Source organism: Pantoea sp. X-Soil-OKNW-556 (assembly GCF_059730695.1).
The window spans coordinates 2,773,257-2,796,534 of record NZ_AP035990.1 but is presented as its reverse complement, the minus strand read 5'-3'; the positions used below and the strand labels follow the sequence as shown (position 1 = coordinate 2,796,534).

The 23,278-nt window shown below is 58.2% G+C and carries 21 protein-coding genes; 18 read left to right on the top strand and 3 right to left on the bottom strand.

What is annotated here, in order from left to right:
- Positions 1 to 117: 117 nt before the first annotated feature.
- From AC6I8T_RS13210 to AC6I8T_RS13190, 5 genes are all read left to right on the top strand, one after another.
- Entirely contained in the window at positions 118 to 1,101 is a 984-nt protein-coding gene (locus AC6I8T_RS13210; protein ID WP_497833612.1) for an IS110 family RNA-guided transposase, read from the top strand.
- 254 nt (positions 1,102 to 1,355) lie between these two features.
- Entirely contained in the window at positions 1,356 to 1,802 is a 447-nt protein-coding gene (locus AC6I8T_RS13205) for a GNAT family N-acetyltransferase (protein ID WP_021182787.1), read from the top strand.
- Positions 1,803 to 1,817: 15 nt separating this feature from the next.
- Positions 1,818 to 3,863: a hydantoinase/oxoprolinase family protein gene (locus AC6I8T_RS13200; RefSeq protein WP_497833991.1), complete on the top strand. Its 2,046-nt coding sequence runs from the start codon at positions 1,818 to 1,820 to the stop codon at positions 3,861 to 3,863.
- Position 3,864: 1 nt separating this feature from the next.
- Positions 3,865 to 5,832: a hydantoinase B/oxoprolinase family protein gene (locus AC6I8T_RS13195; RefSeq protein WP_208724069.1), complete on the top strand. Its 1,968-nt coding sequence runs from the start codon at positions 3,865 to 3,867 to the stop codon at positions 5,830 to 5,832.
- A gap of 103 nt (positions 5,833 to 5,935) precedes the next feature.
- Positions 5,936 to 6,778, top strand: coding sequence for an oxidoreductase (locus AC6I8T_RS13190; RefSeq protein WP_497833990.1), 843 nt, complete (start codon positions 5,936 to 5,938; stop codon positions 6,776 to 6,778).
- An 89-nt stretch (positions 6,779 to 6,867) separates the two neighbouring features.
- On the opposite strand, the gene AC6I8T_RS13185 is transcribed toward AC6I8T_RS13190, so the two are convergent.
- Positions 6,868 to 7,320 carry a transposase gene (locus AC6I8T_RS13185; protein WP_208724071.1) on the bottom strand — a complete coding sequence of 151 codons (453 nt, stop codon included), beginning with the start codon at positions 7,318 to 7,320 and terminating at the stop codon, positions 6,868 to 6,870.
- 202 nt (positions 7,321 to 7,522) lie between these two features.
- On the bottom strand, positions 7,523 to 9,676 hold the full coding sequence (locus AC6I8T_RS13180) for a putative bifunctional diguanylate cyclase/phosphodiesterase (RefSeq protein ID WP_021182793.1): 2,154 nt from the start codon (positions 9,674 to 9,676) through the stop codon (positions 7,523 to 7,525).
- 310 nt (positions 9,677 to 9,986) lie between these two features.
- Between AC6I8T_RS13180 and phnF the strand changes: the two genes are divergently transcribed.
- The 13 genes from phnF (at position 9,987) to phnE (AC6I8T_RS13115) (ending at position 20,652) form a co-directional block, all read left to right on the top strand.
- Positions 9,987 to 10,700, top strand: a complete 714-nt coding sequence (gene phnF / locus AC6I8T_RS13175) for a phosphonate metabolism transcriptional regulator PhnF (RefSeq protein WP_208724072.1) — start codon at positions 9,987 to 9,989, stop codon at positions 10,698 to 10,700.
- Positions 10,700 to 11,146: a phosphonate C-P lyase system protein PhnG gene (phnG, locus tag AC6I8T_RS13170; RefSeq protein WP_021182795.1), complete on the top strand. Its 447-nt coding sequence runs from the start codon at positions 10,700 to 10,702 to the stop codon at positions 11,144 to 11,146. Before phnF ends, phnG begins: the two co-directional genes overlap by 1 nt.
- Complete coding sequence (gene phnH, locus AC6I8T_RS13165; protein ID WP_208724073.1) at positions 11,146 to 11,721, top strand: phosphonate C-P lyase system protein PhnH; 576 nt, start codon at positions 11,146 to 11,148, stop codon at positions 11,719 to 11,721. The genes phnG and phnH overlap by 1 nt, the downstream gene beginning before the upstream one ends.
- Positions 11,721 to 12,797 (top strand): carbon-phosphorus lyase complex subunit, encoded by a 1,077-nt coding sequence (locus AC6I8T_RS13160; RefSeq protein WP_208724074.1) that lies wholly within the window; start codon positions 11,721 to 11,723, stop codon positions 12,795 to 12,797. Before phnH ends, AC6I8T_RS13160 begins: the two co-directional genes overlap by 1 nt.
- Positions 12,790 to 13,638 (top strand): alpha-D-ribose 1-methylphosphonate 5-phosphate C-P-lyase PhnJ, encoded by an 849-nt coding sequence (locus AC6I8T_RS13155; RefSeq protein WP_021182798.1) that lies wholly within the window; start codon positions 12,790 to 12,792, stop codon positions 13,636 to 13,638. The genes AC6I8T_RS13160 and AC6I8T_RS13155 overlap by 8 nt, the downstream gene beginning before the upstream one ends.
- Complete coding sequence (gene phnK, locus AC6I8T_RS13150; protein WP_497833989.1) at positions 13,628 to 14,389, top strand: phosphonate C-P lyase system protein PhnK; 762 nt, start codon at positions 13,628 to 13,630, stop codon at positions 14,387 to 14,389. Before AC6I8T_RS13155 ends, phnK begins: the two co-directional genes overlap by 11 nt.
- A 14-nt stretch (positions 14,390 to 14,403) precedes the next feature.
- Positions 14,404 to 15,108, top strand: coding sequence for a phosphonate C-P lyase system protein PhnL (gene phnL / locus AC6I8T_RS13145; protein WP_021182800.1), 705 nt, complete (start codon positions 14,404 to 14,406; stop codon positions 15,106 to 15,108).
- Positions 15,105 to 16,241, top strand: a complete 1,137-nt coding sequence (phnM, locus tag AC6I8T_RS13140) for an alpha-D-ribose 1-methylphosphonate 5-triphosphate diphosphatase (RefSeq protein ID WP_208724078.1) — start codon at positions 15,105 to 15,107, stop codon at positions 16,239 to 16,241. Before phnL ends, phnM begins: the two co-directional genes overlap by 4 nt.
- Entirely contained in the window at positions 16,241 to 16,765 is a 525-nt protein-coding gene (phnN, locus tag AC6I8T_RS13135; RefSeq protein WP_208724079.1) for a ribose 1,5-bisphosphokinase, read from the top strand. Before phnM ends, phnN begins: the two co-directional genes overlap by 1 nt.
- Positions 16,766 to 16,941: 176 nt before the next feature.
- On the top strand, positions 16,942 to 17,760 hold the full coding sequence (phnC, locus tag AC6I8T_RS13130) for a phosphonate ABC transporter ATP-binding protein (protein ID WP_021182803.1): 819 nt from the start codon (positions 16,942 to 16,944) through the stop codon (positions 17,758 to 17,760).
- 26 nt (positions 17,761 to 17,786) lie between these two features.
- Entirely contained in the window at positions 17,787 to 18,716 is a 930-nt protein-coding gene (phnD, locus tag AC6I8T_RS13125; protein WP_021182804.1) for a phosphonate ABC transporter substrate-binding protein, read from the top strand.
- A 191-nt stretch (positions 18,717 to 18,907) separates the two neighbouring features.
- Positions 18,908 to 19,771, top strand: coding sequence for a phosphonate ABC transporter, permease protein PhnE (phnE, locus tag AC6I8T_RS13120; RefSeq protein WP_497833988.1), 864 nt, complete (start codon positions 18,908 to 18,910; stop codon positions 19,769 to 19,771).
- Positions 19,768 to 20,652 carry a phosphonate ABC transporter, permease protein PhnE gene (gene phnE / locus AC6I8T_RS13115; RefSeq protein WP_021182806.1) on the top strand — a complete coding sequence of 295 codons (885 nt, stop codon included), beginning with the start codon at positions 19,768 to 19,770 and terminating at the stop codon, positions 20,650 to 20,652. The genes phnE (AC6I8T_RS13120) and phnE (AC6I8T_RS13115) overlap by 4 nt, the downstream gene beginning before the upstream one ends.
- Here phnE (AC6I8T_RS13115) and AC6I8T_RS13110 read toward each other — a convergent pair.
- On the bottom strand, positions 20,606 to 23,170 hold the full coding sequence (locus tag AC6I8T_RS13110) for an ATP-binding protein (RefSeq protein WP_208724081.1): 2,565 nt from the start codon (positions 23,168 to 23,170) through the stop codon (positions 20,606 to 20,608). The genes phnE (AC6I8T_RS13115) and AC6I8T_RS13110 overlap by 47 nt on opposite strands.
- Positions 23,171 to 23,278 lie beyond the last annotated feature (108 nt).

The following is a 23,278-nucleotide window of genomic DNA, read 5'->3' as shown; positions in this document are numbered from 1 at the left end:
TAAAGCCCTCCGTTTCTCCTTTCACGCCAGCATCTACTCTGAACGGTAACCAGAAGCTCTGACTTCGTATGTACAAGGCAAGATGGCGTGATGGTTCATGTGAAAGGGAGCTGTCTTATGATTTATCTCGGTATTGATGTCAGTAAAAACAAACTCGACCTCTGCCTGTTGCCCGGCAACGGGAAAAAGAAAACCAAAACCCTCAAAAATCATCCCGACGCCGGCCGGGAGATAAATGACTGGTTAATCAGGCAAAAATGCCATCCTGAACAGGTGATGGTGGTGCTCGAAGCGACCGGCATTTATCACGAAAACGTCGCCTTCAGTCTTCATGAAAATACCCCCGTCACGGTCTGCATCAGCAATCCTCAGCGGGTCAGGGAGTTCGCCCGTGGAATGGCTATCCTGACTAAAAACGACTCCGTTGATGCTTACATCCTGGCCCGTTATGGCGAGCTGAAACAGCCTGATGCCTGGGTGCCACCCTCCCCGGAGGTCCGTAAACTTCGGGAGCTGGTGCGTCTGCGGGACTCACTTCAGGCTGATGTCCAGCGGGCGGAGAACCGACTGGAAAAAGCCCATTCAACCCGCACAGCGCCTGAAATCATTGACTCGCTGGAGAGAACCCTGAAAGCCCACAGGGACGAGCTGAAGCGTATTGAAGCGCTCATCTCAGACCACACAGATAATCATCCGGGTCTGAAGGAAGACCGTGAGCTGCTGGAATCGATAAAAGGAATAGGCAGCGTGGTGGGCACGACAATGCTGTCGGTGCTGCGCTCGTGTCCGTTCCGGAGTGCTTCACAGGTCGCTGCGTGGCTGGGTGTGGTACCGGTGGAAAAAACGTCCGGGAGCTCAGTCAGGGGGCGTGCGCGGATGTCAAAAACAGGCCCGGCAGACGTAAGGGCGAAACTGTATATGGCGGCGATCGTAGCGATCAGGTGGAATGCCCCAGCGAAGGCGCTGTACCAGAGGCTAATCGCGAAGGGCAAAGCCAGCAAGGCCGCGCTTGGAGCGGTGATGCGCAAGCTGGTTCATCAGTGCTTCGGGGTGCTGAAAACGCGGATGAAGTGGGATGAAAATTACGCAGCTACCGCTTGACGTTCAAGACGGTAGCTACGGGTAACGTGCGGCCATTTGTAGCGGCGCGATTTATCGCGCAATTAAGAGAACACGGGGCTCGCAGGCGGTGGGGGTGGGCGGAACCCTCTCGGAGCCAGACCGCTGCCCCCCACAGCATAAAATTTCCCCACCGCACAAAATTCCCTTTATCTTAGCTGTTCCGGCTCCCGCTTCAGCCGCTACGCTTGCCCGTACGCCCTTACACTCAATTTATCCCTTTACAAGGAGTTGCCATGACCGCCTTGAACCTTGCCGATCACCTGTGGCAGCGCGATGACTTCATCATCTCCACCGAACGTCAGCGCCTGGATGTTGACTGGATTCATTATCAACTGGCCGAGCGTTCTTACTGGGCCAAAGGTCAGCCGCGCGCGAAAACCGAGCGCGCAATCAACGGATCGCTGCCCTTTGGTTTGTATCAGCAGAACCAGCAAATCGGTTTCGCCCGGCTGATCACCGACTACACCCGTTTTGGCTGGCTGTGTGATGTGATCATCGATGAAAACTGGCGTGGTCACGGCCTGGGCAGTTGGCTGGCAACCTGCGTGCGGGAGCACCCGGAATTGCAAACCGTGCACCGCTGGATGCTCTCAACCAATGATGCCCATCAGCTGTATCAGCGCCTTGGCTGGCGCGTAGTGCAGGACCCGCACAAGCTGATGGAATTTCCTCTCTCCTGATAACGGATAAAAACCATGTACCGTGTTGGCGTAGATATTGGCGGTTCCTTTACTGATTTTGCCGTGCTGAATGAGCAAACCAATCAGATCCACACTTTAAAAGTTCTCTCAAGGCCAGATCAGCCCGGCAGTGAGATTCTTACCGGGTTGGCGCAATTGGAGCAGCGTGACGGTATCGCGCCGCAGCACATCGAATACTTCACGCATGGCACCACGGTGGGCATCAACGCGGTGATCCAGCGGCGTGGGGTCAAACTGGCGCTGTTTGCCACAGCAGGTTTTTGCGATGTGCTGGAACTGGCACGCCTGAAGATTCCGCACATTCATGATCTGTTCTCGCGGCGACCCGCCCCACTGATTTCCCGTGACCGGGTGTTTGCTATCAAAGAACGCACCGATCGCCACGGCGAGGTGGTGCAGGCAGTGGATCGCCAGAGCGTGCTGGAGGCCATTGCTGGTGCAAAAGCGGCGGGTTGCCAGGGGATTGTGGTGGCGTTACTGCACAGCTATCGCAATCGCCACAATGAAGCCGCCGTCAAAGCCATTATCAATGAACAGGCGCCGGAACTGCTGACCTCCTGCTCAGCCGATATCTGGCCAATTATCCGCGAGTATGAACGCACCATCACCGCCACTATCAATGCCTATGTGCAGCCGATGGTGATCAACTACCTCGAATCCTTTGAGCGTGCGCTGAAGACGATGGGGGTGCTGCCGCCACCGCGCATCACCAAATCCAACGGTGGGGTGATGGGGGTGGAGCAGGCGAAAAGCGAATGCGTGCAGATGGTGCTGTCCGGTACCGCCTCCGGGGTGATCGGTGCCAGCTTCCTCGCCAGCGCTTGCGGTTTTGACAAAATTCTCAGTCTGGATATCGGCGGCACCAGCGCGGATGTGGCGGTGATTATCGACGGCCAGGTGGCGCAGGGTAACGGCGAAATTATCGGTGATTTTCCCATCTACATCCCGTCCGTGGCGGTGACGTCCGTGGGACAGGGCGGCGGTTCGCTGGCGTGGATCGATAATCAGGGCGTGATGCAAATGGGACCGGACAGCGCCGGTTCACTGCCGGGACCGGTGTGTTTCCAGCGGGGCGGTACGCAACCGACTGCCACCGATGCCTTTGCCGCCTGCGGCATGATCGGCCACGGTGATTTGGGCTATAACGCGGTGAAAGTCGATGTCGCGGCGGCGCGTGCAGCCTGGCAGCCGCTGGCAGATAAGCTCGATATTTCCGTGGAGGAGACGGCGGAAACCGCCATCGAACTGGCGATCTCCAGCATGTACAGCGATACCAGCGGTTTGCTGTCGCGTTTTGGTCTTGATCCGCGTGAATTCTGGTTCCTCGCGTTTGGCGGGGCTGGCCCGATGATGGGCTGCTTCCTTGCTCGCGAATTGAATATGAAAGGGGTGATCGTGCCGCCGACGCCTGGCGTGTTGTCGGCGCTGGGTGGGCTGGTGGCGGATATCCGTAACGACTTTATCCGCACGCTGTATAGCGAACTGGACAGCACGCTGGCAGATAAACTGGCCACTGAGGCCGAGGCGCTGAGCCAGCGCGCACGCGGTTGGCTCACTGAGCAGCACGGCGAGGGTATGCCGTTTACCCTGCACTACAGCGCGGATATGCGTTATCGCGGCCAGTCGTTCGAAATTGAAGTGGCACTGGAGGCGTCCTGGCTGACGGAGGCCAACGTTAATGCGCTGCATGAGGCCTTTGATCGCCAGCATCAGCAGTTGTTTGGTCATTGCGATGCCAGTGCCCCGGTGCAGGTCATCAACCTGCGGCTGGTGATTGCGTCACCGACGCCGAAACCCACGCTTAATCGTCTGGCAGCGGCGCAGGGGCCGGTTGCGGTGGCGAAGCAAGTTAGTGCCTGGATCGATGGTGCACCGCATCAGGTCGATGTGGTGCTGCGTGCCAGCCTGGGCGCGGGACATCAGCTTTTCGGCCCGGTGATTATTGCCCAGGACGACTGCACCACCTGCGTGCCGCCGCAGATGGCGGTGCGGGTGGATGAATTTGGCAACTTACTGATTACCCCGCTGGAGAGCAACTAAGATGGCGATTGACGGACGTAACCTGCAAATCCTCGCTAACTACTGCGCCGCAGCGGCCGATGCGATGGCGTTTACCCTGATGCGCACCGCGCACTCCACCTTCGTGAAAGAGACGGAAGATTTCTCCTGTCAGATCGTTAGCCGCGATGGCATGGCGTTTGCCTCGCCGCGCAGTTTCGGTGCGCCCTGGTACAGCGGCATTGACTACGGCCCGGTGCTGGCGCTGATCGACCACTACGACGAGGGGGATATCTGCATCACCAACGATTCGTATGCCGGTAACGTGGCGACCCACTCACCGGATATCCATATCTGGAAGCCGGTATTTCATCAGGGGGAAATCGTCTGCTTTGTCGTCGGGCATATCCATAACACCGATGTCGGCGGGGCGGTGCCCGCGTCGCTGTCGCGTTCCCTGACGGATATCGTGCAGGAAGGCATCCGCATTCCGCCGCTGAAAATCGTGCGCAATGGCGAACTGAATGAAGAAGTGGCGCGCATTATGCGCCTTAACGTGCGCGTGCCGGACCAAAACTGGGGTGATTTCAAAGCGCAACTCGCTTCGGTCAACGTGGGTGAACGCAAAATCCATGAGATCATTGCCCGTTTTGGCGTTGAAGATTTTCTTCAGGGCATCGAAGGGATTCTCGATTACGCCGAACGCCAGGCGCGCAGCATTATCGCTACCATTCCTGACGGCGAATATTTCTATGCTGACTTTGCCGATGAAGATGGTGACGGGGGCTATCCGTGCCGCGTGGCGATCACCCTGCGCGTGCAGGGAGAGACGCTGGAGCTGGATTACACCGGTAGCGATCCGCAGTTGGCCTCTTCGTTAAATATGCCTACCGGGGGACGTGAGCGTCATCCGCTGGCGTTGGTCGGCGTCACTTATGTGCTCTCGACACTGGACCGTAACCTGCTGCTGAATGCCGGAACGCTGCGTCCGACGCGCGCCATTCTGCCGCCGGGCACGGTGATGAACTGTGAAGCGCCCGCGGCGGTCGGTATGCGATCGCTGACCTGTGCGCTGTCGCAAATCGCCACCATTGGCGTGTTCTCGCAGGCCATCCCGGATCGCCTGCCTGCCAACTCGCCGGGCGGTAACTCGATCATGAATATCCGCACCAGCGATGCTGTCAATCGGAGCGTCGTGGCGTCACTCGGGCCGGTCGGTGGTGGCGCGGGCGGCACGCCGCGGCATGATGGCCCGGACGGTTCCGGCGGTTTATCCGCCTTTCTGAAAAATACGCCGATTGAGATCAACGAAGCCGAGGTGCCAATCCACTTCCACCGCTACGGTCTGACGGCAGACAGCGCCGGTGCCGGGCGTTATCGCGGCGGACTGGCGACCGAGATGGTGTTCGAGATTTTCGCACCGGATACGCTGGTCACTGCGCGTAACCGTAACCGTTCTGTATTTGCCTCGGCGGGGGTGTTGGGCGGGCAGCCTGGCGGTCTGTCTCATTTCCGCACCCTGCGTGACGGCGAGGTGATCGAGCATGGCAATACCGATGTGATTCGGTGCCAACCGGGCGACATTGTTGAAGTGCGTGGGCCGGGGGCTGGAGGTTATGGCCTGCCGGTGCAACGGGATGAACAGGCGGTGCTGGGCGATGTACGCTGTGGCTTTGTCAGTCACGAGGCCGCCCGTGCCGACTATGGTGTGGTGATCGTCAATGACCAGATTGATCAGGCAGCCACCGCGCGGCTACGCAGTGAAATGCGCCAGCAGGCCAGCGAACACTTTGATCATGGTGCAGCGCGTAACGCCTTTGAAGCGCTGTGGACGCCGGAACGTTATCAACTGCTGACCACGTTTTTGGCGGCAGCGCCAGTTGGCTGGCGTCATTTTCTCAAACAGCAGGTGTTCAGGGCGGTAGCGGCCGGAGGTGACACGGACACGGCAGCGCAGATGCACGCCATCTTTGCGGATTTGCGCCAGCGCTATCCGGCAATGAACGTTTAATGAGGCACATCGCGCTAAAACCGTTACGGGTTTCCTGCCAGACTTAGTCTCTTTGCCCGCTGGCATTGCCATCGGGCCTGGATCATTTCAGGAGAGTCTCAGCATGGCAACAGCAAAACTTCCGGTATGGTTTATCTCCGGCTGCTCCACAGGCTTTGGTCGGGAACTGGCGCAGCAGGCGATTGCGCGTGGATTCAACACCGTGGTGACCGCGCGCGATCCGGCTAAAGTGCAGGATTTGGTCGAGGGCCACAGCAACGCGCTGGCGGTCGCGCTGGATGTGACGCAGCAGGCAAGCATTGATGCGGCGGTAGACAAAGCGCTGGCAACCTTCGGCAGCATCGATGTGCTGGTGAATAATGCCGGTTATGGTTACCAAAGTTCGGTGGAAGAGGGCGAGGAGCAGGAAATCCGCGCCCAGTTCGATGCCAACGTATTCGGCCTGTTCGCCCTGACACGCGCTGTGCTGCCAGCGATGCGCAAAGCGCGCAGCGGCCATATTATCAACATCACCTCGGTGGCCGGATTTATCGGTTTTGCCAGCTCGGGTTATTACTCCGCCAGCAAACATGCGGTGGAAGGCTGGTCCGATTCGTTAGCACTGGAAACCGCTCCCCTCGGCATCCACGTCACCTGCGTGGAACCCGGACCGTTCCGTACCGACTGGGCAGGGCGTTCGCTGCATCAAACGCCAGGTAAGCTGCCGGAATACGCCGAAACCGCAGCCGCACGAATGAAAGCCACCTCTGCATACAGCGGCACCCAGGCGGGTGACCCGGCTCGCGCCGCCAGCGCGATGATTGCCATCACCGAAAACGCTAACCCTCCGCGCCATCTGGTCATGGGGGCCTGGGGTTATGACGCAGTGACCAATAAATTAAAAGAGCGGCTGGCGCAGATTGAAGTGTGGAAACAGACGTCGATTGATACGGATTTTCCGCAATAAGGAAATAATGCGCGATAAATTGCGGTGAGGTAAAAACGCGCGATAAATCGCGCCGCTACAGATCCTGCGCATAACCGTAGCGGCGCGATTTATCGCGCGATGTTTTGATAGTAACGGTCCAGCTCCCAACTCATCGGATTCTGCTCAATATATTGCCGCACATTATATAATTCCTGCTCATCACGAATCACCCGCTCGAAGAAATTAAATTGCCAGATTTTCTGCTCACAACGCCGGGATACACCCGCTTTGTATAATCCAATAATACGAGGCAGCGAAAAGGTGATGTTTTCCCCCAACCATAAAACACCATGTAGATGATTTGGCATCAGAATAAAGCTATCCAACGTTAATCCAGCGACACGAGAGGGTAAAAAAAACCATTCCTGGACGGCAATTTTTCCAACATTGTTGCATATCACCTTATTTTGATCGATATAACCAAAGAGCGGTGCGCGTAAACGGGTTACCAGCGTAATAAAATAGGCACCCGACGTTGTGTAGTCATAATGCGGTAATCTCAGGTTTTTTCTGCGCGGCATATTAATCTCCTTGTTGCCGGAGCATGCTGTCAGAAATAAAGCGATAAGACATTTTTATACCGGAATATTGCGTAACAGATTCCAGAAAATTTGAGGAACAGCTGCGCGATAAATCGCGCCGCTACAGAACCATGCCTTCCCCCGTAGCGGCGCGATTTATCGCGCGATGTTTTGTGATGTATCGCGCAAAGTTTTGTTGGTCTTAAACCATCCTTTCCAGCTCCTCAAACGGCACCGCCTGGCTGAACAAATATCCCTGCAACTGATTGCAGCCGGCGTCGGCGAGGGCGCTCATCTGGCCTTCCGTTTCGACCCCTTCGGCGGTGACCATCAGTCCCATGGCATGCCCGAGCCGTACCACCGATTCAATGATCGCTGCCGAATTCTGCGCCACCCCTAACGATTGGGTGAATGAACGATCGATTTTAATTTTGTCGACCGGGAAGGTACTCAGATAATTGAGGCTGGAATAGCCGGTGCCGAAATCATCCAGCGCAATGCGGAAACCGGCGTTGCGCAAGGCGATGATGTTATTGCGCGCTTCATGTTCATCCTCAATCAGCACCCCTTCGGTAATTTCCAGCTCGAGGCGTTGTGGATCGGCCCCTTCAGATTGCACAATTTCAATCATGCGCTCGACAAAACCGCTGGCGCGAAACTGAACCGGCGACACATTTACCGCCACAATCAACTGCGGCAGGCGCAACGAGGTTTTGCAGGCCTCGCGCAACACCCATTCCCCCAACGGGATAATCAGCCCGGTTTCTTCGGCAATGGCGATAAACTCGCCTGGCGGCACTTCGCCGCGTTCCGGGTGTTGCCAGCGCAACAACGCTTCGACACCATCAACGCGCTGACCGCTGATCTCCATCAACGGCTGATACCACACCGCCAGCCCATCAAAATGCAGCAGCGCCTGACGCAGGTCGGCGGCAATTTGCTGGCGGGTGCGCAGCGACTCATCCATCACGCGTTCAAACTGGCGAAACTGACCGCGCCCACTATTTTTCGCTTCATACAGGGCAATATCGGCTTTGCGCATCAACTCCTGGCGGTCCAGTCCATCTTTGGGGGCCAACGCCAGACCGATGCTGGCACCAATCCACGCCTCGCTGCCAAATAGCTGATAAGGCTCGCTGAGCGCGCTGATAATGCGTTTTGCCAGCGACTGCACCTGACCAATATTCTCGACGTCTGGCATCACGATAATAAATTCGTCGCCGCCAATGCGGCCCACGGTATCGCTGGCGCGCACGATACTGGTCAGGCGATGGCCCACCTGAATAATCAGATCGTCCCCTGCGTGGTGACCATAGGTATCATTGATGGTTTTGAAGCGATCCAGATCAATCAGCAACAATGCCACACGATGGTCATAGCGTGCCGCAAACGCCAACGCCTGGGAAAGACGATCCTCCACCATCGAACGGTTGGGCAGGCCGGTCAGTACATCGTGAAACGCCAGGTGCTGCGCCTGGGCTTCGCTGGCACCTAACTTCAACAGCGACTGCGACAGACTGAGCGATGACGTCCAGATTCGCCGCACCATAAACAGGCACACCAGGGTGATCATCACCACCGACAGCAGGGTCGAGGGGCCGATGGTGCGCAACATCTGTGCGCCAGGGCGGTCAGGTTCCCAACTGATATATCCCACCGGGTCGCCTTGCTGCGAACTCAGGAGATAATGCGCCTTGTCATTGGGCAGCGATGTGTCACCGCTGAAATGTAATTGCCGTAGCTGGCTGCGATTCGCCAGTCCGTGCAGATAGTGGTCATCGAGATATTTTACGCTGATCAAGCGATAGCGCCCCGGCTGGCGGGTATCGCCGCTGATTTCCCCCACCGCCAGAGAAGCGGCACGATCACCAATACGGACAAAATCGGCGCGATCCGTGGTGCTGGCTTGTACCAGCGTCGTGTCCAGCATCGCCTGCACCTGCGGTTCAACATGGCGGTCTGGCACCCGTTGGCCGTTACGCCATACCTCAATCAGTTGGTTATCGCGGCCCAGCACCAACACCAGTTCGTGGTCGAACATTTCATATAACCAACTGCCGACATTTTCATCCAGCCAGCTTTGGTCAGGTTGGGATAAATCCAGCTGACTGGCTAAGGGGGCCCAGCGTGTCAGGCTACGTAGCTGGCGTAGATGTTCCGCCAGGCTTTGTTCGAATGAGGCCTCAATCATGCGTTGCTGCTGTTCTTGCGCTTCGTTATTGGTCAGCCGGGTGCCCCAGAACAGGCCCGCTCCCGCACCGGCAAAGGTCAGCAACAGAATCGCCGCTAACGGCAAAATCACTTCACGCACAAAATTGCGCCGAAAACCATCGGACAGTTTGATTGTATTAATCATTTTTAAAGTCGCGTAACAAGGAGGGATCATGATTTAACTTAGCAGAAGTCTGAAAAGCTGCATTGCGCAAGGGAAGTGTTAATGTTGTGAAAAAGGAAAAAAATAGTTGAGCGTCGTCACAAAAGGAAACAGTTAAAATTTTTTTATTAAAATCCCCGCCATTGTAGTCATTTCCTGCTGTCCAAAAGCAAATTCATCAGCACGTCATTGAGCCGTCACGGCATTGTCATTTGTCTGGGTCAAGGTAGTCGCCATCCCGCAGCGCCTCTGCTGCGTTTCCTCAACACTCGCGAGCGAGGTATTGATGGTGATGGAGATATCCAGACATCCGACCACTGTATATCAGGCAGTCGCCGCCCAACTGGAGCAGGCGTTGCAGCAACAATATCGCTGTGGCGATTACTTGCCTTCTGAACAACAGCTGGCTGCACATTATGCCGTTAATCGCCACACCCTGCGTCGTGCGGTGGACGAACTGGTAAACAAAGGGCTGCTGCAACGGCGGCATGGCGTCGGCATCCTGGTGCTGATGCGGCCTTACGACTACCCGTTACACGCCCAGGCGCGCTTCAGCCAGAACCTGCTGGAGCAGGGCAGCCATCCCACCAGCGAGCGTCTGCTGGCGGTGCTGCGTCCGGCCAGCCACGATGTGGCGACCGCACTGGGCGTCAATGAAGGCGATGACGTCATTCATCTGCGTACCCTGCGCCGCGTCAATGGCGTGCCGGTCTGCGTTATTAACCACTTTCTGTCCGAACTGCGCTGGTGGCCTGCGTTACAGCAGTTCCACAGCGGATCGCTGCATGACTATCTGCAACAGCATCTCGGGTTGCAACTGACCCGTTCACAAACCCGTATCAGCACCCGCCGGGCGCAGGCGAAGGAGTGTCAGCAACTGGAGATTGCCTTGCAGTCGCCGGTGTTATGCGTGCGCACCCTGAACAAAAACAGCGACGGGCAGGTGGCGGAATACTCCGTCAGCCTGACGCGCGGCGACATGATTGAACTGACTCTGGAGCACTAATGAAACAACCAACAGCCCGCCAGAACTGGCTCTCCGTGCTGGCTCACAGCGATGCCAGCGTGCTGGAAGCCCACTGGCAGCCGCTGCGCCTCGCCCCGCGTTTTGAATGCGTGCGCCCGGCGGAAACTGGCCTGACGCGTTTGCAGGCACGTATGGGCGGCAGCGGCAAACGCTTCGTAATGGGTGATGCCACGGTGACGCGCGCGGTGGTAAAGCTGCACGACGGCACCCTGGGATTCAGCTATGTGCTGGGACGCGACAAAGCGCATGCCGAGCGCTGCGCGTTAATTGATGCCTTATTGCAGCAGCCGGAAACCCAGGCGCTGATTGCAGAAAAAGTGATTGCCCCGCTGGCGGCCCTGCGTGAGGAGCAGCGCCAGCTGCGCGCACGCGAAATCGCCAGCTCCAAAGTGGATTTCTTTACGCTGGTTCGCGGAGATAACTGATGACATTACTGGCAAGTTTTAACCATCCGGTGGCTGACGCGCAGCGTGCCTTCCGCCGAATTTTGAAAGCGATGAGCGAGCCGGGCGTGATGGTGGCGTTGCCACTGGCACAGGGCTGGGGCGATCTCTCCCCGGCGGCCACCGCGGTGCTGCTGACGCTGGTCGACCAGGAAAGCGCATTGTGGCTGGATGGCGCGATGGATAACGAACTGCTGCGCAACAATCTGCGTTTTCATACCGGCGTGCCGATTGTCAGCGAGCGCGATGCGCCGTTTGCTCTGACCCATGCCAGCGCCAACCCCGATCCGGCGTACTTTGCGGCCGGTGATAACCTGTCACCGGAAAAAAGCACCACCTTGATTGTGGAAGTCCCGGCACTGAACGGCGGCCTGACCCTGCGACTCTCCGGCCCCGGCCTACGCGAAACCCGCGCCATTGCACCGCAATTGCCGGAGGCGATTCTGCATTACCTGCGCGAACGTCCACATCCGTTCCCGCAGGGTGTCGATCTGATCTTCACCTGTGGCGAAGCGATGATGGCACTGCCGCGTACCACCGACGTGGAGGTGTGCTGATGTACGTCGCAGTGAAAGGGGGCGAAAAGGCGATAGCCAGCGCCCATCAGCTTCAGGCCGATCTGCGTCGCGGCGATCGCTCACTGGCGGAGCTGCATTGTGACCAACTGGCCGCACAACTTGGTCTGGCGGTGGACCGCGTGATGACCGAGGGCGGAATCTACGATCCCCCACTGGCGGCACTGGCGATCAAACAGGCCAGCGGCGACTTGGTGGAAGCGATTTTTCTGCTGCGTGCTTACCGCACCACGCTGCCACGCCTTGCCGACAGTCTGGCGCTGAATACTGACGCGATGCGCATCGAACGGCGCATCTCGGCGGTGTACAAAGATCTGCCGGGTGGCCAGGTGCTTGGCCCCACCTATGACTACAGCCACCGTCTGCTGGATTTTACCCTGCTGGCGAACGGCGTAACGCCAGCGGCACCGCGTGACGACCAGGCGCTGGCCCAGCACTGCCCGCATATGTTCAGCATGATGACGGCAGAAGGGCTGGCGGCCCACGAAGAGGACGACGGCAGTGAGCCGTGCGATATCACCCGTGAGCCACCGACGTTTCCGGCTTCGCGTGCGGCGCGTCTGCAACAGTTGGTTCGCGGTGACGAAGGCTTCCTGCTGGCGCTCGGCTATTCGACCCAACGGGGCTATGGCCGCAACCATCCGTTTGCCGGCGAGATCCGCACCGGCTATCTCAGCGTGTCCATCTGCCCGGAAGAACTCGGTTTCGAGATTGAGATCGGTGAAATCCTGCTGACCGAGTGTGAGATGGTCAACGGTTTTACCACCCAGGGCGACAGCGCACCGCATTTCACCCGCGGCTACGGTCTGGTGTTTGGCCGTGCCGAGCGCAAGGCGATGGCGATGGCGCTGGTCGATCGTGCGCTGCAAAGCGATGAATACCAGGAACGTATCACCAGCCCGGCACAGGACGAAGAGTTTGTGCTGGCGCATGCCGACAACGTGGAAGCCGCAGGTTTTGTTTCGCATCTGAAGTTGCCGCACTACGTCGATTTCCAGGCGGAGCTGGAGTTGCTCAAGCGGCTGCGCCAACAGCATCAGGAGCAGAAAGATGAGTGAACTGAGCGGCTATAACAACGGTTATCTGGATGAGCAGACCAAACGCACCATCCGCCGCGCCATCCTGAAGGCGGTGGCGATCCCGGGTTATCAGGTGCCGTTTGCCGGACGTGAAATGCCGATGCCCTATGGCTGGGGCACCGGTGGTATCCAGATCACCGCCAGCATTATCGGCGATCAGGATGTACTGAAGGTGATTGACCAGGGGGCCGACGATACCACCAACGCGGTGTCGATCCGTCGCTTCTTCCAGCGCGTCAGCGGTGCAGCCACCACTGAGCGCACCCATGATGCCACCCTGATCCAGACGCGTCACCGCATCCCGGAAACGCCCTTAGAGGAAGATCAAATCCTGATTTTCCAGGTGCCGATCCCGGAACCGTTGCGCTTTATCGAACCGCGTGAAACCGAAACCCGTACCATGCACGCGCTGGAGGAGTACGGCATCATGCAGGTGAAACTGTATGAGGATATCGCCCGCTACGGCCATATCGCCACCACCTACGCCTACCCGGTGAAGGTCAACGATCGCTATGTGATGGACCCGTCACCGATCCCCAAATTCGACAACCCGAAAATGCATATGATGCCGGCACTGCAACTGTTTGGTGCCGGGCGTGAGAAACGCATCTATGCGCTGCCGCCGTATACCAAAGTAGAAAGCCTCGACTTCGACGATCACCCGTTCAGCGTGCAGCAATGGGACCAACCCTGTGCACTGTGCGGTTCACGCCACAGCTATCTCGATGAAGTGGTAATGGATGATGCCGGTACGCGCATGTTTGTCTGCTCCGATACCGATTTTTGCCACCAGCAGCAGGAACAACAGCATGCACAGTGAACAGCCGCTGCTTGCGGTCAATAACCTTACCCACCTCTACGCACCCGGCAAAGGGTTTGAAGAAGTGAGTTTTGCCCTCTATCCCGGCGAGGTGCTGGGGATTGTGGGCGAATCCGGTTCCGGTAAAACCACGCTGCTGCGTAGCCTGTCAGCCCGTCTGGCACCGCAGCAGGGCAACATTCTCTATCGCGATCGCGATCTTTATCAGTTAAGCGAAAGCGAGCGACGTCGATTGTTGCGTACCGAATGGGGGGTGGTGCATCAGCATCCGCTGGATGGTCTGCGCCCGCAGGTGACGGCGGGGGGCAATATCGGCGAGCGACTGATGGCGGTGGGGCAACGTCATTACGGCAACATTCGCGCCGAAGCGATGCGTTGGTTACAGGATGTGGAGATCCCGGCCGGGCGTATTGACGACCTGCCGACCACCTTTTCTGGCGGAATGCAGCAGCGTTTGCAGATTGCTCGCAACCTGGTCACGCAGCCGACGCTGGTGTTCATGGATGAACCCACTGGCGGGTTGGATGTGTCGGTGCAGGCGCGCCTGCTCGATCTGCTGCGCACCCTGGTGCGTGAACTCAATCTGGCGGTGGTGATCGTCACCCACGATCTCGGCGTGGCACGGCTACTGGCCCATCGTCTGCTGGTGATGAAACAGGGCAGGGTAGTGGAGAGCGGCCTCACCGATCGGGTGCTGGACGATCCGCATCATCCTTATACCCAACTGCTGGTCTCTTCGGTGCTTAACTAATGGCGGAGTCAACCATGAATACGCAACTGCGCGTGGAGAAGCTGTGTAAGACCTTTGTGCTGCACAACCAGAGCGGTGTGGCGCTGCCGGTGCTGCATGATGCCAATCTTGAGGTCAGCGCCGGGGAGTGTGTGGTGCTGCATGGCCGTTCCGGCAGCGGCAAATCCACGCTGCTGCGTGCGCTGTACGGCAACTATCAGGCCAACAGCGGCCATATCTGGTTGCAACATGCGGGGGAGTGGATCGATATGGCGCAGGCTCCGGCGCGCCAGATCCTTGCCATTCGTCGTGATACTGTCGGCTGGGTCAGCCAGTTTTTGCGGGTGATCCCACGGGTGCCGACGCTGGAAATCGTCATGCAGCCGCTGCTGGAGCGTGGCGTGGAACGTGCGTTTTGCGAAAAGCGCGCCAAAGAGCTGCTGACGCGTCTTAACGTGCCACAACGCTTGTGGTCGCTGGCACCTTCCACCTTTTCCGGCGGGGAGCAGCAACGCGTCAACATCGCGCGTGGCTTTATCGCCGACTATCCGGTGCTGCTGCTGGATGAGCCGACTGCCTCGCTGGACAGCGCCAATAGCGCCGCAGTGGTGGAACTGATTGAACAGGCGCGCGCGCGTGGCGCGGCCATTGTGGGTATTTTTCATGACGAAGCGGTGCGCGCACGCGTGGCCGATCGCCTGCACGTCATGCAGCCGGTACAAACAGGAGCAGAAGCATGATCGTCAATAACGTCCGACTGGTGCTGGAAGAGGAAGTGGTGTCTGGATCGCTGGAGATGCGCGATGGCCGTATCGCCAGCTTTAGCGACAGCAACAGTCAGCAACCCGGTGCGCTGGACGGTGAGCAGGCGTATTTACTGCCGGGGCTGGTGGAGTTGCATACCGACAACCTCGATAAATTCTTTACTCCGCGCCCGAAAGTGGACTGGCCAGCCCACTCGGCGATGAGCAGCCATGATGCGCTGATGGTTGCCAGCGGCATCACCACGGTACTGGATGCGATAGGCGTCGGTGATGTGCGTGACGGCGGGCATCGCCTCGATAACCTCAACAAAATGATCGAGGCTATCCGCGACAGCAACCGCAAAGGACTTAACCGCGTTGATCATCAGTTGCATCTGCGCTGTGAATTGCCTTATCACACCACGCTGTCGCTGTTTGAGGCGCTGGTCAGCACACCGGAACTGTCGCTGGTGTCGTTGATGGATCACTCACCCGGACAGCGCCAGTACGCGTCACTGGAGAAGTACCGCGATTATTATCAGGGCAAATACCAGCTGAATGACCAGCAGATGGATGAATTTGAGCGTGAGCAACTGGCGCTGGCGGCGGAATGGTCACAACCGAACCGTAATGCGATTGCCGCCATGTGCCGGGCGCGCGGTATCCCGATTGCCAGTCATGACGATGCAACCGCCGCGCATGTGGCTGAATCACATGAGGTAGGTAGCGCCATTGCTGAGTTCCCTACCACGCTGGAAGCCGCAGCCGCTTCGCGCGCCTGTGGAATGCAGGTTCTGATGGGGGCGCCCAATATTGTGCGTGGCGGGTCGCACTCTGGCAACGTAGCGGCCTGGGAGCTGGCGAGTGCCGGTCTGCTGGATATTCTCTCCTCCGATTACTACCCGGCCAGTCTGCTGGATGCGGTGTTCCGGTTAGTGGCGGATGAACGCAACGCGCTGGAATTGCCACAGGCGATGGCGCTGGTGACGTGTAATCCGGCGCGCGCGATTGGCCTGCGCGATCGCGGCATCATCGCCGAAGGGCTGCGAGCCGACCTGGTGCTGGCGCATACCGATCACGGCCACCCGCATATCCGTCATGTTTGGTCACAGGGCAGGTTGGTGTTCTGATGGCGCGCCTGATCTGGCTGACCGGGCCATCCGGCTCGGGTAAAGACAGCCTGCTCAACGCGCTGCGTGAAGCGCCGCCAGAACGTCTGGTGATCGCCCATCGCTACATTACCCGCCCGGCGGATGCGGGCGGTGAAAACCATGTGGCGTTGAGTGAGGCGGAATTCCTGCGACGTGAAGCCCTCGGGTTGTTCGCCCTGAGTTGGCAGGCGCACGGGCTGTGGTATGGCCTCGGCACCGAGATCGACCAGTGGCTGGATCGCGGGCTTAACGTGCTGGTTAACGGTTCACGTCTGCACCTGCCAGTGGCGCAACAGCGCTACGGCAGTCAGTTGCTACCGCTGGTGTTACAGGTGTCACCCGAGATTCTGGCGGCGCGTTTGCGCCAGCGCGGGCGCGAAAGCGAGGCAGAGATCGCGCGTCGGCTGACGCGCGCGGCAGAACCTTTGCCTGCGCACAGCTTCCCGTTGAATAACGATGGGGCGCTGGCGGAGACGCTTTCTCAGCTACGTGAGTGGTTGTAGCGGCGCGATTTCGTGCGCGTTGCAGGAAAAATCTGCGCGATAAATCGCGCCGCTACAGAACACACTGAACCGTAACGGGTGCTGTCATTGTTTGATCATTTCCCTGTCATCAAGCCTTCATCGCCTTTGGCCGTAATAAGCGGGCAATTCACACCTCAGATGAAACGGAGCGGAAGATGGCACAGGCACTACTGAAAACCGTGATCGACAATCCTTATGTTCCGCACATTCAGCAGGGCCATAAGGTGCTGTCGGTGCAGGGACTGTGCAAGGCATACGGTGAAAATCGCGTGCTGGATAATGTCAGTTTCGATCTGCATGCGGGAGAACTGGTAGCGGTGATTGGCCGCTCTGGCGCAGGTAAATCGACATTGTTACATATGCTGAACGGCACCATCAGCGCGTCCAAAGGTGCCATTATTAGCGCGGAGCAGCATGATGTGGTGAAACTGAACAGCCGCCAGATGCGTGAATGGCGCAGCGCATGCGGCATGATTTTCCAGGATTTCTGCCTGGTGCCGCGTCTCGATGTGTTGACCAACGTCCTGCTTGGCCGTCTCAGCCAGACCTCTACGCTGAAATCCTTCTTCAAAGTGTTTTCCGAAACCGACCGTGCGCAGGCGATTGAACTGTTGCAGTGGATGAACATGCTGCCGCAGGCGCTGCAACGCGCTGAGAACCTGTCGGGCGGGCAGATGCAACGTGTGGCGATCTGCCGCGCGTTGATGCAAAACCCCAAAATCCTGCTGGCTGATGAGCCGGTAGCCTCACTCGACCCAAAAAATACCAAACGCATCATGGACGTGCTGCGCCAGGTCAGCGAACAGGGCATCAGCGTGATGGTGAACCTGCATTCGATTGAACTGGTGAAAAACTACTGCACCCGCGTGATCGGCATCCAGCGCGGCAAAGTGCTGTTTGACGGACATCCTGCGCAGTTGACCGACGGTCTGCTGCACGAGTTGTACGGCGACGAAATTAACCAGCTCCACTAACTCCCACGGCAAGAGAATAACCACCAATGAAACTGACTTCTTTAGCTTTACTGACTGGCGCTCTGATGGCTTTTGGCGTTAACGCAGCGGATGCACCAAAACAGCTTAACCTCGGGATTCTGGGCGGTCAGAACGCCACCCAGCAGATTGGCGACAACCAGTGCGTGAAAACCTTCTTCGACAAAGAACTGAACGTCGACACGCAACTGCGTAACTCGTCTGATTATTCAGGCGTGATTCAGGGGCTGCTGGGTAACAAGATTGACCTGGTACTGAGCATGTCACCCGCATCCTATGCCTCGGTCTACCTGCAAAACCCGAAAGCCGTGGATATCGTCGGGATCGTGGTGGATGACAAAGACGGTTCGAAAGGTTACCACTCGGTGGTGATCGTCAAGGCCGACAGCCCGTACAAAAAGCTGGAAGATCTGAAGGGTAAATCGTTTGGTATGGCTGACCCGGACTCAACGTCGGGTTTCCTGATGCCAAATCAGGCGTTTAAGAAAGAGTTTGGCGGTACGGTAGATGACAAATACAAAGGCACCTTCTCTAACGTAACCTTCTCTGGCGGCCATGAGCAGGACATCCTCGGCGTGTTGAACGGTCAGTTCGACGGGGCGGTGACCTGGACCTCACTGGTGGGCGACTACAACACCGGGTACACCTCGGGTGCCTTTGGTCGTCTGATTCGTATGGACCACCCGGACCTGATGAAGCAGATTCGCATCATCTGGCAGTCACCGTTGATCCCGAATGGCCCGATCCTGGTAAGCAACAATCTGCCGGCTGACTTTAAACAGAAAGTGGTGGATACCATCAAGAAACTGGATAAAGAGGATCATAGCTGCTTTGTTAAAGCGGTGGGCGGTGAGCAACATATCGGCGCGGCTACCGTAGCGGATTATCAGAACATCATTGATATGAAACGTGATCTGATGAAGGGTAGCCGTGGGTAGACCTCTGCGGTCTGTGACCCTCACCCCGGCCCTTGCCATACTGGGTGCGGTCTGTGACCCTCACCCCGGCCCTCTCCCATAAGGGAGAGGGAGATGTGCCATATGCTCGATCAGTTCCCTCTCCCGCTTGCGGGAGAGGGTTAGGGTGAGGGCAGCAACCTGCACCTCACACAACCACAGGACTCCCCCCTTTGACCGACTTCGAACGCTACTACCAACGCATCCGCCGTCAGCAAAAGCGTGACACGCTGTTGTGGTCATTGCTGCTGGTGGCGCTGTATCTCGCTGCGGGCAACATCGCAGAATTCAACCTGGTGACGGTCTGGCAATCGCTGCCGCATTTCTTTGACTACATCGGCGAAACCCTGCCGGTTTTGCACTTGCCGGTGTTGTTTGCCGATGTCAAAACCGAAGGTTCCCTGGCTTACTGGGGGTATCGCCTGAATATCCAGTTGCCGCTGATCTGGGAAACCCTGCAACTGGCAGTTTCTTCCACGTTGCTCGGCGTGGGTATCGCCGCCGTATTGGCCTTTTTCGCCGCCGATAACACTCAGTCGCCGAAGAGCGCACGCGTCGCCATTCGTGCCTTTGTCGCCTTTCTGCGTACCATGCCGGAACTGGCGTGGGCGGTGATGTTTGTGATGGCTTTTGGTATCGGCGCGATCCCCGGTTTTCTCGCCCTGGCGCTGCACACCATTGGCAGCCTGACCAAGCTGTTTTATGAAGCGATTGAGAGCGCCTCGGACAAACCGGTACGCGGCCTTGCCGCCTGTGGGGCCAGCAAATTGCAGCGGATGCGTTTTGCTTTCTGGCCGCAGGTCAAACCGACCTTTCTCTCCTACAGCTTTATGCGTCTGGAGATCAACTTCCGCTCCTCGACCATTCTTGGTCTGGTCGGCGCGGGGGGCATCGGTCAGGAGCTGATGACCAATATCAAACTGGATCGTTATGATCAGGTCAGCATTACGCTGCTGCTGATCATTGTGGTGGTGTCACTGCTGGATACGCTCTCCGGCTGGTTGCGCCGCCGCGTGGTGGAAGGAGAACGCGCATGATCGCCCTGGCCCCGGATATCAGCCGGCTGAAGCAGCAACACCCGGAACTGTTTGCGGCGCAAAATCGTTACCTGCGTCGGATCGCCCTGATCGCCCTGGCGGTGTTGTTGTACTACGTTTTTTTCTTTGAATTCTTTGGTATCGAATGGAGTCGCCTGCTGATCGGCTGCCAGCAACTGGGACGTTATTTTCTGCGCATGTTTGTCTGGCAGGATTTCGCCAACTGGCCGTTTGGTTACTACCTGTCGCAGATTGGCATCACACTGGCGATTGTGTTTGCCGGAACCCTGACCGCCACGCTGTTGGCGTTACCGATCTCCTTTCTCGCGGCGCGGAATGTCATGCACGGTTCCATCACCCGACCAATTTCCCTGCTGATGCGTCGTGTATTGGATGTGCTGCGCGGTATCGATATGGCGATTTGGGGGCTGATCTTTGTACGCGCCGTCGGGATGGGGCCGCTGGCCGGGGTGCTGGCGATTGTGATGCAGGATATCGGCCTGCTGGGCAAGCTCTACGCCGAAGGGCATGAAGCGGTGGAACGCTCGCCCAGCCGGGGGCTTGGCGCGGTCGGAGCCAACAGTTTGCAGAAGCATCGCTTCGGCATTTTTACCCAATCGTTCCCGACTTTCCTGGCCCTGAGCCTGTACCAGATTGAATCTAACACCCGTTCGGCGGCGGTGTTGGGTTTTGTCGGTGCGGGTGGCGTGGGTCTGGTGTATGCCGAGAATATGCGTTTATGGAACTGGGACGTGGTGATGTTTATCACCCTGATTCTGGCGGCCATCGTGATGATGATGGATGTCATCTCCAGCCGCCTGCGTAAACGTTATATCAGCGGGAAAGCGGTGCCGCTGTGGCAGCCTGCCGGGCGCGATTAAGCCGTTCACTGCGTTGCCAGGCGCGTTCCAGCGCCTGTACCAGTTGCGCCTGATGCCAGGGTTTTGCCAGCCGTTCACACAGCGGCAGCATAACTGGCGTCTGGCGCAGATCCTGTCCGCTAATCAACAAGGTGGCGAGATGGGGGTAGTGCTGCTGGGCCTGGCGAATCACATCCGCCCCGTTCAGGCTGCCGGGTAGCATCAGGTCGCTGATCAGCAATTCAATATCCGGCGTCTGGCGCAACAGCGCGAGGGCGCTCTCGCCATCGCCACACTCCAGCGTTAAATAACCTAACTGGTGCAGATGCTCGCACAACGTCTGGCGTACTGCCGGTTCGTCGTCGAGCACCAGCACCAGCCGGTCAGCACTGTCGCTCAGCGTGGCGGGAAGTGGCGCAGGGACGGGTTGGGCGACGACTGGTGCGCGCGGCAGCAACAGGCGTACGGTGGTGCCCTGGCCGGGGGCGGTTTCCAGTTCAATCTGCCCGCCAGATTGCCGGACAAAGCCATACACCATCGATAGCCCCAGCCCGCTGCCGCTACCCAGCGCTTTGGTGGTAAAGAAGGGTTCGAACACCTGACTGCGTACTTCCGCCGACATGCCACAGCCGTGATCGATCACTTCAATGGTGACACGATCACCTTCATCGCGGTGCTGATGCCAGATACGCAGACGGATTTCGCCGCTCTGTTTTTCCATCGCGTCCCGCGCATTGACCACCAGATTCATCAGCGCGTTTTCCAGTTGTCCGGCGTCGATCCACGCGGGCCAGCCGGGGCGCTGCGCCTCAATCACCAGTTGCTGGCCCGGCAGCAGCGAATGCTGCAACAAGCCTTGAAGGTTATCCACCAACTCCACCACCGACACGGCGCGTGGGTAGAGCGCCTGTTTGCGCGAAAAGGCCAGCAGCCGCTGGGTCAGTTGCGCCGCGCGGTCGGCGGCCTGACGGGCGCGCTCCACCCGGCTGGCGAGGGTGCCGGGCGGCAGTTGATCGACGGTCAGGGCCAGACTGCCGATAATCACCGCCAGCAGATTGTTGAAATCATGCGCCAGACCGCCGGTCAGTTGCCCGACGGCTTTCATCTTCTGGCTGTGCAGCAGCGCTTCTTCCAACGCTTTGCGTGTCGTGCGTTCCAGTACGGTATTGACCATGCCACGCCGTGGTACCGGACTGAAGCGCAACTCCAGCGTGCGGCCATCGGCCAGCCGCACTTCCTGCGCTTCACCCAGCCCATGCAGTTCAATCTTCAGCCGCTTCAGCAATTGTTGGTAATGCAGGCCGCGATGTAGCTCGCGCGGCGCAATGCCGAGCAGTTGCGGGTACTGTGCATTCCATACCACCAGCTCGCCGCCGTTATCGAACAGGGCAAAGCCATCGCGCATCGCCAGAAAGGTTGATTCCAGTTGGTTACTTTTCTCTTTTAACAGGCGTGAGGTGTGCGCCAGCGATGCGGTATTGCGGGCGAAGACGTTGAAGGCGCGCGCCAGATCGCCCAGTTCATCACGCCGTGCCAGTCCGGGAACGTTGACGCTTTTCTCCCCCTGCGCCAGTTGCGTCATGGCGTGGGCGATCGCGGTCAGACTGGAGCCCAGGTTGCGATAAATGTAATAACCGGCATAACCGGTGATCAGCAGCGCCAGCAGCATAAACAGCACGATAAAACCGATGATGGAATCCAGTTCCTGATGGGTGGCCTGGCTGCGGGCGTCATTCTGCTGCGCGACCAGTTGCACGTAATGGGTGATGTCATCATTCAACATCGCCACCAGGGCTTTGATGCGATAGGTGGCATAGGCGATAGCGATATCACTCTGCTCCAGTTGGCTGGCAACCGGCAGCAGCGTCAACTCGGTGCTGACCAGTTGCTGCACTTTGTCGGCCAGTACCCCCTGCAACGGGGTGGCAGACCAGGCTGCATTGAGTGAATTCAGTTGGCGCACCGCTGCCTGTGGCGCGGTGGACTGAATCGCCACGGTCAGCAGGCGGGCGGTTTGTTGACGCAGGTCGAGGGACAGAGGCTGGCTGGTGACAAGGCTATCGATATGGTTGAGCAATAGCTGCGCCTGCCACAAGCCACTCAGCATCAGGTTACGTTGCAGATGGCGTTCGTGACCTTTCAGCAGCAGTTGATTGATACTTTGTTCCAGCATCTGGCTACGCTCGCGAATACGTTGCAACAATGCCGGTTGCTGTGCCGCCAGCGGTGCGCTTGCCAGCCGGCTCAGCGACTGCTGCAACGCCTGCTGGGTTTGTTGTAGCCGCGCCGATTCGCTTTGATACTCCAGTGCCCCCACCACCTGCGACAAACGCACTGCCGCCGTTGCCACATTGGCGGTATCGCGTGCCAGTGCCAGACTGCCGTTCATATCCGCCAGGGTTTGCGCCTGGGCTTGTTCCTGAATGTGACCGGCGTGGCGAAATCCGCTAATAGCGACGAGGCCGACCGCCAGCGTAACGCACACCACCAGCAGGTTAAACAGCAGCAGGCGACCGCGTGCGCCCAGGCTCCGACTCATGTTGCACCCTCCAACCGGCCTCATTCAGCGCGAGTATAGAAGTCGGTCGGCGGTGAAATATGACAAATATAAATGGCGGCTGACATTTTCCATTTATCTGTCGCTGAT